10 protein-coding genes are annotated in these 13989 nt (G+C 69.7%); 4 read left to right on the forward strand and 6 right to left on the reverse strand.

Translation table 11 applies throughout. The features are described 5' to 3' along the window. Nucleotides 1-163 precede the first annotated feature (163 nt). Complete coding sequence (gene mnmA, locus AC3WLZ_RS09100; RefSeq protein WP_412924657.1) at nt 164-1261, reverse strand: tRNA 2-thiouridine(34) synthase MnmA; 1098 nt, start codon at nt 1259-1261, stop codon at nt 164-166. Between the two features lie 9 nt (nt 1262-1270). Then, entirely contained in the window at nt 1271-2455 is a 1185-nt protein-coding gene (locus tag AC3WLZ_RS09105) for a cysteine desulfurase family protein (protein ID WP_412924658.1), read from the reverse strand. 45 nt (nt 2456-2500) lie between these two features. Between AC3WLZ_RS09105 and glgX the strand changes: the two genes are divergently transcribed. The 3 genes from glgX (at nt 2501) to glgB (ending at nt 8895) form a co-directional block, all read left to right on the forward strand. Then, entirely contained in the window at nt 2501-4591 is a 2091-nt protein-coding gene (gene glgX, locus AC3WLZ_RS09110) for a glycogen debranching protein GlgX (protein WP_492469814.1), read from the forward strand. Nucleotides 4592-4699: 108 nt separating this feature from the next. Continuing rightward, nucleotides 4700-6760, forward strand: a complete 2061-nt coding sequence (locus AC3WLZ_RS09115) for an alpha-1,4-glucan--maltose-1-phosphate maltosyltransferase (protein ID WP_492470961.1) — start codon at nt 4700-4702, stop codon at nt 6758-6760. Then, a complete protein-coding gene (gene glgB / locus AC3WLZ_RS09120; RefSeq protein WP_412924660.1) occupies nt 6757-8895 on the forward strand; it encodes a 1,4-alpha-glucan branching protein GlgB in 2139 nt (712 codons plus the stop codon). Before AC3WLZ_RS09115 ends, glgB begins: the two co-directional genes overlap by 4 nt. A 79-nt stretch (nt 8896-8974) precedes the next feature. Here glgB and AC3WLZ_RS09125 read toward each other — a convergent pair whose 3' ends face one another. Both AC3WLZ_RS09125 and AC3WLZ_RS09130 read right to left on the reverse strand, forming a co-directional pair. Further along, nucleotides 8975-9922: a tetratricopeptide repeat protein gene (locus AC3WLZ_RS09125; RefSeq protein ID WP_492469815.1), complete on the reverse strand. Its 948-nt coding sequence runs from the start codon at nt 9920-9922 to the stop codon at nt 8975-8977. After that, nucleotides 9919-11721 (reverse strand): DUF8094 domain-containing protein, encoded by a 1803-nt coding sequence (locus tag AC3WLZ_RS09130; RefSeq protein WP_412924662.1) that lies wholly within the window; start codon nt 11719-11721, stop codon nt 9919-9921. Before AC3WLZ_RS09130 ends, AC3WLZ_RS09125 begins: the two co-directional genes overlap by 4 nt. Nucleotides 11722-11894: 173 nt before the next feature. Here AC3WLZ_RS09130 and AC3WLZ_RS09135 point away from each other — a divergent pair, with 173 nt between their 5' ends. Next, nucleotides 11895-12971 (forward strand): AI-2E family transporter, encoded by a 1077-nt coding sequence (locus AC3WLZ_RS09135; RefSeq protein ID WP_412924663.1) that lies wholly within the window; start codon nt 11895-11897, stop codon nt 12969-12971. A 2-nt stretch (nt 12972-12973) separates the two neighbouring features. Here the strand turns inward: AC3WLZ_RS09135 and AC3WLZ_RS09140 are convergent, their stop codons facing one another. Both AC3WLZ_RS09140 and AC3WLZ_RS09145 read right to left on the reverse strand, forming a co-directional pair. Further along, entirely contained in the window at nt 12974-13696 is a 723-nt protein-coding gene (locus AC3WLZ_RS09140; RefSeq protein WP_412924664.1) for an alpha/beta hydrolase, read from the reverse strand. Continuing rightward, a complete protein-coding gene (locus tag AC3WLZ_RS09145) occupies nt 13696-13983 on the reverse strand; it encodes an Rv1322 family protein (RefSeq protein WP_412924665.1) in 288 nt (95 codons plus the stop codon). Before AC3WLZ_RS09145 ends, AC3WLZ_RS09140 begins: the two co-directional genes overlap by 1 nt. Between the last annotated feature and the right edge of the window lie 6 nt (nt 13984-13989).

Below are 13989 nucleotides of genomic sequence, written 5' to 3' on the forward strand. Positions count from 1 at the left end.
TTAGGGACGGCTCCCGACATCGCCGGCGGGGGTTGTGGCGCACACGGGCACGGGAGGAGATTCCCGGGGCGGAGGGGCGATCCCGGGGCCGTGGTCCTCCCGTCCCCGAATCTCCTCCGCGGCCGTGAGCCGCGGCGAGACCGCAGCTGACTGACGAGCCGGGTCACACCTCGGCGGGGACGGCGGACACCGTGCGCGCGATCGTGAACTGTCCGATCACCCGCGTGCCGTCGTACAGCACCGCCGTCTGGCCGGGCGCGACGCCGTCGAACGGCTCGTCGGGACGCACCGTGAGCACGCCGTCCTCGAGCACCGCGATCGCGGGCACCGGGTCGGCGTGGGCGCGGATCTGCACGTGGCATCCGAATTCCGTGGCCTCCGGCGCACGTCCGGCCCACGTGAAGCGGTCACCGGAGATCTCGGCGCACGCCAGCGCCTCTTTCGGGCCCACGACGACGGTGTTGTTCACGGGCCGCACCTCGAGCACGAACCGCGGCTTGCCGTCGGGCGCGGGGACGCCGAGCTGCAACCCCCGGCGCTGTCCGACGGTGAACGCGTGCGCTCCCTCGTGGCGTCCTACGACCGCACCGGAGCGGTCGAGGATCTCGCCCTGCTCGGCGCCCACGCGATCCGCCAGCCACCCGCGCGTGTCGCCGTCGGGGATGAAGCAGATGTCGTGGCTGTCGGGCTTCTGCGCCACGGAGAGACCGCGTTCCTCGGCCTCGGCGCGCACGACGGCCTTGGACGGGGTCGATCCGAGCGGGAAGTACGTGTGCGCGAGCTGCGCCGCGGTCAGGACGCCGAGGACGTAGGACTGGTCCTTCGCGGCATCCGAGGCCCGGTGGAGTTCGCGCCCGCCGGGCGTCTCGACGAGCGTCGCGTAGTGGCCCGTGCACACCGCGTCGAAACCGAGCTCGAGCGCCCGCTCGAGCAGCGCGGCGAACTTGATCTTCTCGTTGCAGCGCATGCACGGGTTCGGGGTGCGTCCGGCACGGTACTCGGAGACGAAGTCCTCGATGACGTCATCGCGGAACCGCTCCGAGAAGTCCCACACGTAGAAGGGGATGCCGAGCTTGTCGGCGGCGCGTCGGGCGTCCATCGCGTCTTCGATCGTGCAGCAGCCCCGGCTTCCTGCGCGGAGGGTTCCCCCGGCGCGCGAGAGCGCCAAGTGCACACCCACGACGTCGTGCCCCGCCTCGACCGCGCGGGCCGCAGCCACCGCGGAGTCCACGCCACCGCTCATCGCCGCCAGAACTCGCATCGTCCCAGTCTACGAACCGCCCGCTGAACGGGCGCCGGATGCCACGGCCCGCTCGTACGCGGACGGGAGCGCCGCGAGGACGGCATCCACGTCGTCGTCCGTCGACGTGCGCCCGAGCGTGAGGCGGAGGACCGAGCGTGCGGCGCGATCGTCGAGGCCCAGGGCGAGGACGACGTGAGAGGGCTCGGCGACGCCCGCCTGACACGCGGACCCGGTCGACACCGAGATCCCGGCCATGTCGAGAAGGAACAGCAGCGTCTCCCCCGCCGCCCCCGGGAAGAGCACGTGCGCGTTTCCCGGCAGTCGGTCGTCCGGGTCGCCGAGGAGACGCGCGGCCGGGATGGCCTCCTGGATGCCGTGCACCAGGCGCCGGCGGAGCGCCTCCAGCCGCACCGACTCGCGCTCGCGTTCCGCCTCGGTCGCGGCAGCGGCGGCGGCGAACGCGGCTGCCCCCGCGGCGTCCTGCGTCCCGGCGCGGAGTCCGCGCTGCTGCCCGCCGCCGTGCAGCAGCGGGGTGAGTCGCGCGTGGCGGGAGACGACCGCGGCACCCACTCCGACAGGACCGCCCACCTTGTGCGCCGACACGGACAGCGCGACGAGGCCACCGGGGTCGGACCCGGGCCCGCGCCACCGCGCGAAGTCGACGGCCACCTGCCCGAGCGCCGAGACGGCGTCCAGGTGCAGGGTCACACCGGCATCGGCGGCGGCGCGCGCGAGACCCGCGGCGTCCTGCACCGTTCCGACCTCGTTGTTCGCCACGAGCGCGGTGGCCAGGGCCGCCCCCGGCAGCGCGACGGCGAAGTCGGTGACGGGGATGCGGCCGATCCCGTCCAACCGCACGGGTCGGACGCTCGCGCCGGCCTCCCCGGTAAGCCAGGCCACCGTGTCGAGGGTCGCGTGATGCTCGCCGTCCGGCAGGACGATCGCGTCGGTGGACGGCACCCGCGACCACCACATGCCCTTGAGCGCGAGGTTCGTCGCCTCGGTGCCACCCGAGGTCAGCACGACCTCGATGGGCTGGCATCCGAGGATCTCGGCGAGCTGCTCCCGGGCGTCCTCCAACAGCCGCCGTGCCGCCTGACCGGCCCCGTGGATCGACGAGGGATTGCCCAGCACCTCATGCGCGGAGAGCCACGCGTCGCGCGCCTCCGGCCGCAGCGGGGTCGTGGCGGCGTGGTCGAGATAGACCGACATTCACCCTCCCGCTTCCCATCCGAGTCCTTCACTACCCTAGGACGCATGGTCCCACCCGAAGCGGCCCTGTCTGCTCCCTCTGCGCTCCTCGCCCCGTCGTTGAACGACCTCGGCGTACGGCCCGGTCAGGACGGGGGCACGCTCCGGGTGTGGTCGGCGCACGCAGACGCGATGCACCTCGTCGTCTTCGACGACGTCGATCTCGACTGGGCCGTCGAGACCGTGCCGATGACCCCCGTCGGTGGCGGGGTGTTCGAGGCGACCAGCCCTCTGCTGCGACCCGGCGCACGTTACGCAGTGCGCGTGGGCGGACCCCACGCGCCCGGCAACACGTTCAACCCGCAGACGTTGCTCCTCGACCCCTACGCGCGGGGTCTCGTGTCCGGCGGCTTCGGCGACTGGCGCTCCGTCGTCGTCGACGGCGGCTTCGACTGGGGCGGAGTCGCCAAGCCGCGCGTCCCCTTGGACCGCACGGTGATCTACGAGGGTCATGTGAAGGGGCTGACCAAGCGGCATCCCCGGGTTCCCCCGGCCCTGCACGGCACGTACGCGGGCCTCGCCCACCCGGCGATGATCGAGCACTTCCTGTCGCTCGGGATCACGAGCGTCGAGCTGCTGCCGGTGCACGCGTTCGCGACCGAGCCGCGTCTGCTGCACCTGGGACTGACCAACTATTGGGGCTACAACTCCCTCAACTTCTTCACGCCGCACGCCGCGTACGCGACCTCCGCGAGCCGCGCGGAGGGCCCCGAGGCCGTGCTGCGGGAGTTCAAGGGCATGGTGCGACTCCTGCACGAGGCGGGTCTGGAGGTCATCCTCGACGTCGTGTACAACCACACCGCGGAAGAGGGCATCGGTGGCCCCCGCTCGAGCTTCCGCGGAATCGACAACCGCTCGTACTACCGCCAGACCGACGAGGGCGTCTATATCGACGAGACCGGGTGCGGCAACGCGGTGAACACGTCGACGGATGCCGCCGCCCGCCTCGTGCTCGACTCTCTTCGCTACTGGGCTGAGGACGTGCAGATCGATGGCTTCCGATTCGACCTCGCCGTCACGCTCGGCCGCGACGAGAACCACTCCTTCACCCCCGACCACCCGCTCCTGAAGGCCATCCGCGACGACGAGGTGCTCGCGGGCACGAAGCTGATCGCCGAGCCGTGGGACGTCGGCATGGGCGGCTGGCAGACCGGCAGCTTCGGCGACGGGTGGCTCGAGTGGAACGACCGCTATCGCGACCGCGTCCGCAATTTCTGGCTCAGCGACATCGACTACGCCCGCCGCGCCAGCACCGCGCCGGTGGGCATCGGAGGGTTCGCCACACGTCTTGCAGGGTCGTCGAACACGTTCTCGGAAGAACGCGGTCCGCTCGCGAGCGTCAACTTCGTCACCGCCCACGACGGGTTCACTCTGCGCGACCTCGTCTCGTACGACGTCAAGCACAACCTCGGCAACGGCGAACAGAACCGCGACGGGGCCGACACCAATCGCTCGTACAACCACGGCGCCGAAGGCCGGACCGACGACCCGCGCATCCTCGCGACGCGCCGGAAGGCGATGCGCAATCTTCTGGGGACGCTCCTTCTGTCCGCCGGGGTGCCCATGATCACCGCGGGCGACGAGATGGGACGCACGCAGCGCGGCAACAACAACGCGTATTGCCACGACTCCCCGCTCACGTGGCTCGCGTGGGACCTCGCGCCGTGGCAGGAGGATCTGTTCGCGCACACCCAGCGTCTCCTCCGCCTCCGCCGGGAGAACCCCGCTCTGCGTCCCGTCCGTTTCGCGCGTCTCGGGGAACACATCCCCTCCGCCTCGCTCATGGACTGGTTCGACGAGCACGGCGAGACCATGTCGAGCGAGCGCTGGACCGATCCCTCGCACCGCACGCTCCAGTACCTCGCGACCTCGACGCCCGAGAACGAGGAACTCAACCGCATCCTGCTCGTCGTGCACGGGAACGAGAGTCCCGTCGAGGTCACGCTGCCCGACCTCGCGGAGGACGTCGAGTACGTCTCGCTGTGGTCGAGCGCCGACGAGACGCCCTCGGACGACACCCCTCGCCTCTCGCCCGGTGATGTCGTGCCCTTCGTCGGGACATCGATGCGTCTGTTCCGCGTCGACGTCCCGATCTGACGCAGCGTCGGGGAATCGGTCCCCTCTGTCAAGGCCTGGGGCAAGCCCTGCGGGAACGTCGGCGCCCCACGATAGGTTCGGAACGTGGCCACCACGACGACGACACCGATGCCCGTTCCCGCTTGGCGCAGCGCCTCCTCGATCCCCGTACGTCCGATCACCCCGACGCCCTCGAAGGGTGTGGTCACGCCGCGGCTTCCGCTGGCGCTCCCGCATCCGTCCGTGCCAGGCGGCCGATTCCGTCCGTCCGCCTACGTCGGCGAAGCCGTTCCCTTCACCGTCACCGCGTTCCGCGAGGGACACGACCGGATCGGCGTGCAGGTACGACTCTTCTCCCCCTCCGGCGACGAATCGCTGCACCGGCTCTCGCCGCTGAACGACGGCTTCGACCGGTGGTCGACCCTCATCGCGCCGCTCGAGCAGGGCGTGTGGAGGTTCCGCTTCGAGGCGTTCGCCGACGAGTTCGCCACGTGGGAACACGCCGCCGACGTGAAGATCGCCGCGGGCGTCGACTCCGCGCTGATGCGCGAGATGGGTGCGCTGCTCTTCGATCGCGCGCGCGGTGAGAAGAAGCGCCCTGCCGCCGACAAAGATCTCCTGTACGCCGCGGCACGGACCCTCCGCGACCCCGACACGCACGATGACGTCGCGCTGCAGGTCGTGCGCGACCCCGAAATCGCGGCCGTCTTCGACGCTCGCCCGCTGATGGGTCTCGTCTCGGCCGGGAAGGATGCCGAACTCCTGGTGGAGCGCGAACGCGCGGGCGTCGGCGCGTGGTACGAATTCTTCCCCCGTTCCGAGGGTGCGACCCGTGGCGAAGATGGTTCCGTGATCAGTGGGACGTTCCGCACGGCCGTGGATCGACTGCCGGGCGTCGCGGGGATGGGTTTCGACGTCCTGTACCTGCCGCCCATCCACCCGATCGGCGAGCAGAACCGCAAGGGGCCCAACAACACCCTCGTGACCTCGCCCGGCGACCCCGGCTCCCCCTGGGCCATCGGCGGGCCGGCCGGCGGACACGACACCGTCCACCCCGACCTCGGCACGCTCGAGGACTTCCGCGCGTTCGTCGCGGCCGCCGGCGAGAACGGCATCGAGGTCGCGCTTGACCTCGCGTTGCAGGCCTCGCCCGACCACCCCTGGGTCGCCGAGCATCCCGAGTGGTTCACGACGCTCCCCGACGGGTCCATCGCGTTCGCCGAGAACCCGCCGAAGAAGTACCAGGACATCTACCCGGTCAACTTCGACAACGACCCCGCCGGCATCCGCGCCGAGGTACTCCGCATCGTGCGGCATTGGATCGCCCAGGGCGTTCGCATCTTCCGCGTCGACAACCCGCACACCAAGCCGCTGCAGTTCTGGGAGTGGCTGATCGCGACAGTGAGCGCCGAAGACCCCGACGTCGTGTTCCTCGCCGAGGCGTTCACGCGCCCGGCTCCGCTGCAGGGGCTCGCGATGGCCGGCTTCCAGCAGAGCTACACGTACTTCACGTGGCGCAACACCAAGCAGGAGCTCGAGGAGTTCTTCGACGGGCTCGCGCACGACACGGCCGACTTCCTGCGGCCGAACCTCTTCGTGAACACCCCCGACATCCTCACCGAGTACCTGCAGTTCGGCGGACGGCCGGCCTACAAGATCCGCGCCGCCCTCGCGGCGACCGCGGCACCGACGTACGGCGTCTACGCCGGCTACGAGCTGTACGAGAACGTCGCGCGCCCGGGGTCGGAAGAGAACATCGACAACGAGAAGTACGAGTACAAGTTCCGTGACTGGTCCGGTGCCGAGGCGTCCGGCGACTCCCTCGCCCCGTACCTGCGCCGACTCAACGGCATCCGCCGTGACCACCCGGCCCTGCGCCAACTGCGGAACCTCCACGTCCAGTGGAGCGACGACGACGCCATCCTCGTCTACGCCAAGCACCTCGATGCGGCGCTGTCGCCGACGGGCGCGGCGGACACCCTCATCGTCGTGGCCAACGTCGATCCGCACTCCGCGCGCGAGACGACCGTCCACCTCGACACCACCATCTGGGGTATCGAGCCCGGCACGCCCTTCGAGGTCGAAGACCTCATCACCGGTGCCGTCTGGACGTGGACCGACCACAACTTCGTGCGCCTGGACGCATTCGCCGAACCCGTGCACATCCTGCACGTGAAGGAGTCCCGATGACCTCGCTTCCCCCCGAGCTCCTGGATGCCGTCGCCCACGGCGCCCACCACGATCCGCACAGCATCCTCGGCGTGCACGAGACCACGGACGGGTGGCTCATCCGCACGCGCCGGCCACTCGCCCGTGAGGTGGTCGCCGAGCTCGACGACGGCACGAAGGTCGAGCTCGAGCACCTGCGTGCGGGCATCTGGGAAGGCCTCCACCCCGAGGCTCCCGGCGATTACCGGGTCCGAGCGACCTACGACGGCGGCGGCGACCACCTCGCGGACGATCCGTATCGCCACGCGCCGTCGATCGGCGAGCTCGACCTGCATCTGATCTCGGAGGGACGCCACGAGGAACTGTGGCGAGTGCTCGGAGCGCACGTGCGCGATCTCGACGGCTCCCCCGGCACGGCGTTCACCGTGTGGGCGCCGGACGCTCGCGCGGTGCGCGTGATCGGCGACTTCAACGGGTGGGACGGCACGGGCAGCGCGCTGCGGTCGATGGGCGGCAGTGGCGTCTGGGAGCTGTTCCTCCCCGAGGTCGGTGTCGGAGCGCGCTACAAGTTCGAGATCCTCACGCGCGCGGGCGCGTGGATCCAGAAGGCCGACCCGATGGCGCGCCTCGCCGAGCTGCCGCCCGCCACGGCCTCGGTGGTGACGGCATCCGACTATCGCTGGGACGACGACGTCTGGATCGACGAGCGCTCGCACACCGCGCCGATCGACCGGCCGATGTCGATCTACGAACTCCACCTCGGTTCGTGGCGGCCCGGATTGTCCTACCGGGCGGCGGCCGACGAGATCATCGACTACGTCGGCGCCCAGGGCTTCACGCACGTGGAGTTCCTGCCGCTGGCCGAGCACCCGTTCGGCGGCTCGTGGGGCTATCAGGTGTCGGGCTACTACGCCCCGACGAGCAGATTCGGCGACCCCGACGATCTGCGCTACCTGATCGACCGGCTGCACCAGGCCGGCATCGGCGTGATCATGGACTGGGTTCCCGGTCACTTCCCCAAGGACGACTTCGCCCTGGCGAAGTTCGACGGCGAGGCGCTCTACGAGCACCCCGACCCCCGCCGAGGCGAGCACAAGGACTGGGGCACGCTGATCTTCGACTACGGGCGCAACGAGGTACGCAACTTCCTCGTCGCGAACGCGCTGTACTGGTTCGAGGAGTTCCACGTCGACGGTCTGCGCGTGGATGCCGTGGCATCCATGCTGTATCTCGATTACTCCCGCAACGACGGAGAGTGGGCCCCGAACCAGTTCGGCGGGCGCGAGAACCTCGAGGCGATCCGGTTCCTCCAGGAGGTCAACGCGACCGCTTACAAGCGCTACCCCGGCATCGCGATGATCGCAGAGGAGTCCACGAGCTTCCCCGGTGTAACCGCCCCCACCAGCCACGCGGGCCTCGGCTTCGGGTTCAAGTGGAACATGGGCTGGATGAACGACTCGCTGCAGTACATCGGGCGGGATCCGATGTACCGCTCGCATCACGAGGGCGAACTCTCGTTCTCGTTCGTCTACGCGTTCAGCGAGAACTTCATCCTGCCGATCAGCCACGACGAGGTCGTGCACGGGAAGGGCAGCCTCTTCGGTCGGATGCCGGGCGACCACTGGCAGAAGCTTGCGAACATGCGCGCGTTCCTCGCCTACATGTGGGGTCATCCCGGCAAGCAGCTGCTGTTCATGGGCCAGGAGTTCGGGCAGATGTCCGAGTGGTCCGAGTCGCGCGGCCTCGACTGGTGGATGCTCGATCAGCCCTCGCACGCGCAGCTGCACTCCTTCGTGGGCGAGCTGAACCGCGTGTACCGCGAGCACGCGCCGCTGTGGTCCCGCGACCACGACGGGGCCGCGTTCTCACGCCTGGGCGCACCGGCATGGAACCCGAACGTCCTGGCGTTCGCGCGCCGCGACCACCACGGCAACACGATCGCCGTCGTGTGCAACTTCTCGGGCGTGCCCCTGGGCGACTTTCCGCTCGACCTCCCCGAGGCCGGCACCTGGACCGAGGTGCTCAACAGCGACGCCGAGGCGTTCGGTGGCTCCGGGCAGGGCAACCTCGGCGCGGTGACGACCGACGGCCGCGGGAGCGCCGTGTTGACGGTTCCGCCGCTCGGCGTTCTGTGGTTGCACCACCGCGCCGGCTGATCCGTTGAACGCGTGAACCACGAAGGCCCCGTCGGAAGACGGGGCCTTCGTCATGCGCGGGCCGGAAGTCGCGGCGCGCTCAGAACAGAAGGGATGCCAGCCGCGAACGCGCCCGGATGACGCGAGCGTCTTCGTCCCCGATGAGGCCGAAGAGCTCCAGGAGGCGCTCGCGGACCGGGGCACGCTCATCGGTCGGCAGCGACGCGAAGAGGTCGAGCAGCCGCTCGAAGGCGTCCTCGACGTGACCGCCGGCGATGTCGAGGTCGGCCACGACGAACTGGGCGTCGACATCGGCGGGAGCCGCCGCCGCGGCGGCCCGGGCCGCCTGCAGGTCGACCCCTTGCACGCGGTCGAGCAGCCGGACCTGGCCGAGCCCGGCGCGCGCGTCGGCATCCCGGGGGTTCTCCGCGAGGGCGCGTTCGTACGCGGCGATCGCGCGCGGGTAATCACCCTCTTCGATGGCGGCGAACGCCTCTGCGTGGAGCGGTGGGAGAGGCTGCTCGGCGGGTTCCTCGGCGTCGGTGTCGGCACCGTCGACCGGAACCGCCCCGGTGACGCCGTGCTGCGCCGCGAGCTGGAGGAGCTGTCCGAAGACCTCGCGCACCTGCTGCTCAGGAACGGCACCGGTGAACAGCGGCACCGGCTGACCCGCGACGAGGGCGACGACCATCGGGATGGACTGGGCTCGGAAACCCTGCGCGAGCTGAGGGTTGGCGTCGACGTCGACCTTGGCGAGCACGACCTTGCCGGCGAGCTCGACGACGACCTTCTCGAGGATGGGGCTGAGCTGCTTGCACGGGGCGCACCACTCCGCCCACAGGTCGACGACCACGGGCACGCTGCGCGAGAGCTCGAGGACCTGGGGGAAGGACGCGTCCGTGACATCGAACACCAGCGTGGACGTCGGCGCGCCGGGGCCAGCGGGTGCCGAACCTGCAGCCGCGGCCGCCGGAGGCTGAGGCCGGTTGCGGAGCGATGACAGATCGACGGCACCGCGCAGGACGGAGCCGGGGGTGGGAGTGCTCACGGAGACACCTTCGCTTCGAGGAGGCTGGAACGGTAGCCGAGCAGCCGGATCTTGTCGTCCGACCCCTGGCTCGGCACGTAGAAGAAGATCTGGTCGGTATAGGTGGTAGTGAATCCGGTCGCCGACTGATCGACGCCGGTGAGGGCCTTCACCGCGGGATTATTGTCCAGCTTGATGACGGCATCCGGGTTGGTGGGCTTGGCGGTATCGCTCTCGTAGACGTTGACCGCGACGATCGCGCCCGTGTCGAGAGTTGCCAGAGCGATCGGCGCCGCGGGCCCGGCCGAGGCCGAGAAGGTGATCTCTGCCGTGTCCTTGCCTGTCTGGTTCAACTCGTCCGTGCGGTTCTTCTTGTTCTGGTCGATCGCGGGAAGCAGCAGATCGTTCGCCGTGTCGAAGGCCGCCCACGACGCGCTGTTCTGACCGTTGTTGATGAGATCGGCGTACGCCTCGGCCACCTGGTCGGGTGCCATCACGAGGAACGACGAGTCCGGCGGCACCTGCGTCGCACCGACATAGGGAGCGGCCAGCTCGGGCAGGTTCGTGGATGCCTCGAGGTTGCCGATGTACGACACCCGGTACTCCGACCACGGGTCGTCCTGCGTCATCATCATGATCGAGGTCGTGGGGGACGTGGCATCCGCGGTCTCGACCACCGTCATGACGGTCCGGGGCCAGGTGCCCGTCGTCTGCGGGAGGATGATCTGCACCGGCTCGGCGGGGATCGCGGGCAGGGCAGGACGATCGGGCAGAGCCGCACGCAGCGTGTAGTTGGTCTTCCGCTCGGCCAACGCGGGCCCCGTCAGCCGGGTCTCGGCGGCGGCGGCGTCGAGAGCCGCATCGGCCTGACCCACCGTCGTCGCGATCCGCGAGACGATCTTCTCGGCCTGGTTCTGGGTCACGGCGGGCGGGAACTGTCCCTCGGGGACGATGACCGTCGGCGTGGGGCTGGGGCTCTCGCTGGCGGCGAGCTGGGGCCACGCGTCCGCCGAGCACCCGGCGAAGAGTGCGGCAGCGACACCCAGGGCGGGAACGGCGATCAGCGTGCGACGACCGGGGCCGAGCGCGCCACGACTCCGGCGAGAGGTGCTGACCACCCCCTTGTCGGCGGCGGCGGCGTCCGCATCGGCGATCGAGATCGGTTCGGTCACCGGCAGGGGCAGACCCTTACGCCGCGGTCGACGCGAGCGACGGACGTGCAGGATGCCGAGGAGGTACAGCACGATCCCCGCGAGGAGCGCGACCGCTCCCCCGGCGATCAGGGGCCCCGCCCACGGCGTCGAGTTGTCGATGGGCCAGGTGACCGAGATGTCGGACGGCGCCGGCGCGGTTCCGTCGCTGGCGACGAGGACGCTCATATCGGCGGGGAGTTGCAGGGTCGTGCTGAGCGACCCCGTCTGCTGGTATTCGTCGAGCCAGAGGTCGGATCCCACGGGTGTGCGGGCGGCCGTCGCCTCGGACTCCGGTGCGGTCGTGGAGGCGGCGACGGATGCCGTCTGTACCGCGTCGTCCTGCCCGAGGGTCACGGCGGTGTACGGGACATCGGCGAGCCAGGCTTGCATGTCGGTCGTCCGGCCGTAGGAGACGAAGACGTCACCGTCGCCCTCCACGCGAAGCGCCTGCGCGCCGGGAAGCTTGCCGAGAACCGCGCCGTCGATCAGCGTGTACGCCGTCGAGCCGTCGGTTTGGACGGACTCGGTCGCCTCCGACGGGCCCTGGAACACGGTGCGTTGGGCGATGCCCGCACCGATCATGGCGGCGGCGATGACGAACGCCACCACGGCCCAGACGAATCTCACGCTTCACACCATCCCCACCGGCGACTCGGGCGGTCACCGAAGAATCGACGTTTCAGACTAGCCGAGGCCGGCTGAAAGTTCGCGGCGAGGCCTGGCGGACCCTGGTTCTGTTCCACGCTCAGTATTCTTTCGACACGGGCACGCTCGCCCGCCGGAGGCAGGAGTCACTGAGGATGAAGATCCACAATCCGTTCCGCGTCGCGCTGCTCGCGACCCTCGGCGTCGGGGTGGGACTCCTGGTCATCGGGAGCGTCGCGAACCTGTCCACGATCCTCCTCTACGTGGGGACGGCGCTGTTCCTCTCGCTGGGGCTCGACCCCGTCGTGTCATTCCTCGAGCGTCGAGGACTCCCCCGATGGGCGGCGGTGCTCCTGACGATCCTCGGCGTCCTCGGCATCTTCGCCGGAATCATCCTCATGGTCGTGCCGATCATCGTGAGCCAGATCACGCAGCTGGTCGGACAGATCGAGGCACTCCTGCAGCCCGGCCGATGGAACGAGATCGTCACCGGCGTGCAGCAGTGGGTCACTCAGACCTTCCCGTGGCTGCGGATCGACGAGGTCTGGGCCGGGGTGCAGCACTGGTTCTCCACCCTCGACGTCGGATCCATCTCGACGATGGTCGGCAACAGTCTGCTGACCATCGGCGGCGCTGTCGCGGCCGGAGTCGGCGGCGCCTTCATCGTCCTGATCCTGACCATCTACTTCACCGCCTCGACGCCGTCGCTGAAGTCCGCGGTCTACCAACTCGTCCCCGCCTCCAAGCGTGCACGGTTCATCGAGCTGTCCGAGAAGATCACCGATTCGGTCGGCTACTACGTCATGGGCCAGGTCAGCCTGGGCGTGATCAATGGCATCCTCAGCGCGATCTTCCTCTCGATCATCGGGGCTCCTTTCCCCGCCGTGCTCGCGGTCATCGCCTTCTTCTTCTCGCTGATCCCGCTCGTCGGCACGCTCACGGGATCGACGATCATCGTGCTGACGTGCCTCATTCCGGGCCTCGGGACCCCGACGTGGGCGATCTTCGCCGCCGCGATCTACTACCTCGTCTACATGCAGATCGAGGCGTACGTGATCTCTCCGCGCATCATGAACCGCGCGGTGTCGGTGCCCGGCTCGGTCGTGGTGATCTCGGCCTTGGCCGGCGGCGCACTCCTGAATCTCCTCGGCGCGCTCATCGCGATCCCCGTGGCGGCCAGCATCCTGATCATCTACCGCGAGGTCATCATCCCGCGGCAGAACGAGCGCTGACCTCAGCCCTCGACCGGACCAACCCACTCCGTCGGGAGCGGCAGGGCATCCGGGTTCACCGCGGCGACGATCTCGGTCAGCACGCGGCGTGTCTGGTTCTCGCCGACCCACAGGTGCTTGCCGCCCTCGACGGCGATGAGCCGGGCGTGCGGCACGGAAGCGAACCGCTCGCGTGCTTCGTCGGGGCGGAGGTAGTCGTCGAACTCCGGCACGAGGACGACCATGCGCCGAGGATCATCGCCCCAGGCCGCGACGTCGCGGGCGGTCGCACGGTGCAGGGGCGGCGACAGGAGGATGACGCCCTCGATGTCATGATCCCGGCCGTACTTCAGTGCCAGCTCGGTCCCGAACGACCAGCCCACGAGCCACGGACGGGGCAGCCCGCGCTCGCGGACGAAATCGACCGCGGCAGCGACATCGAAGATCTCGGCCGCTCCCCCGTCGAACGCACCCTCGCTCGTCCCGCGCGGCGAGGTCGTGCCGCGGGTGTTGAACCTCAGCACCGCGACATCCGCCAGAGCGGGGAGGCGCCCGGCAGCCTTCCGCAGAATGTGCGAGTCCATGAACCCGCCCGCGGTGGGGAGCGGATGCAACGTCACGAGCGTGGCGACCGGCTCTCGGTCTTCCGGCACGGCCAGTTCTCCGACGAGCGTCAGGCCATCGACGGTCGACAACTCGATCTCTTCGCGTCGAGCCGGCAGCAGGACGGGTCCGCGTATCTCCATCAGGCGATCCTCCAACAGTGGGTGTGCCAGTGGCGCCGGGCGGCGAGATCGGCGGAGTCGCCCAACACGCCGTCGCTACGCCACACGACGACGTGCGCGACGCCCGCCTCGACCGCGCGGCCGCACCCCGGGCAGACATAGGACTTCTGGGCTTGCGCCGCTGACAGCGGCTGGACGGTCCATTCCACGCCGCGCTTGACCTCGGTGCGCTTCCAGCCGGCGATCAGACGGTCGAGGGAGGCGTCGGACCGGTCGTGCGACGGCCGACGCTTGCGAGAACGGGGCATCCCCGC

The organism is Microbacterium sp. FW305-3-2-15-F-LB2, from assembly GCF_058787255.1.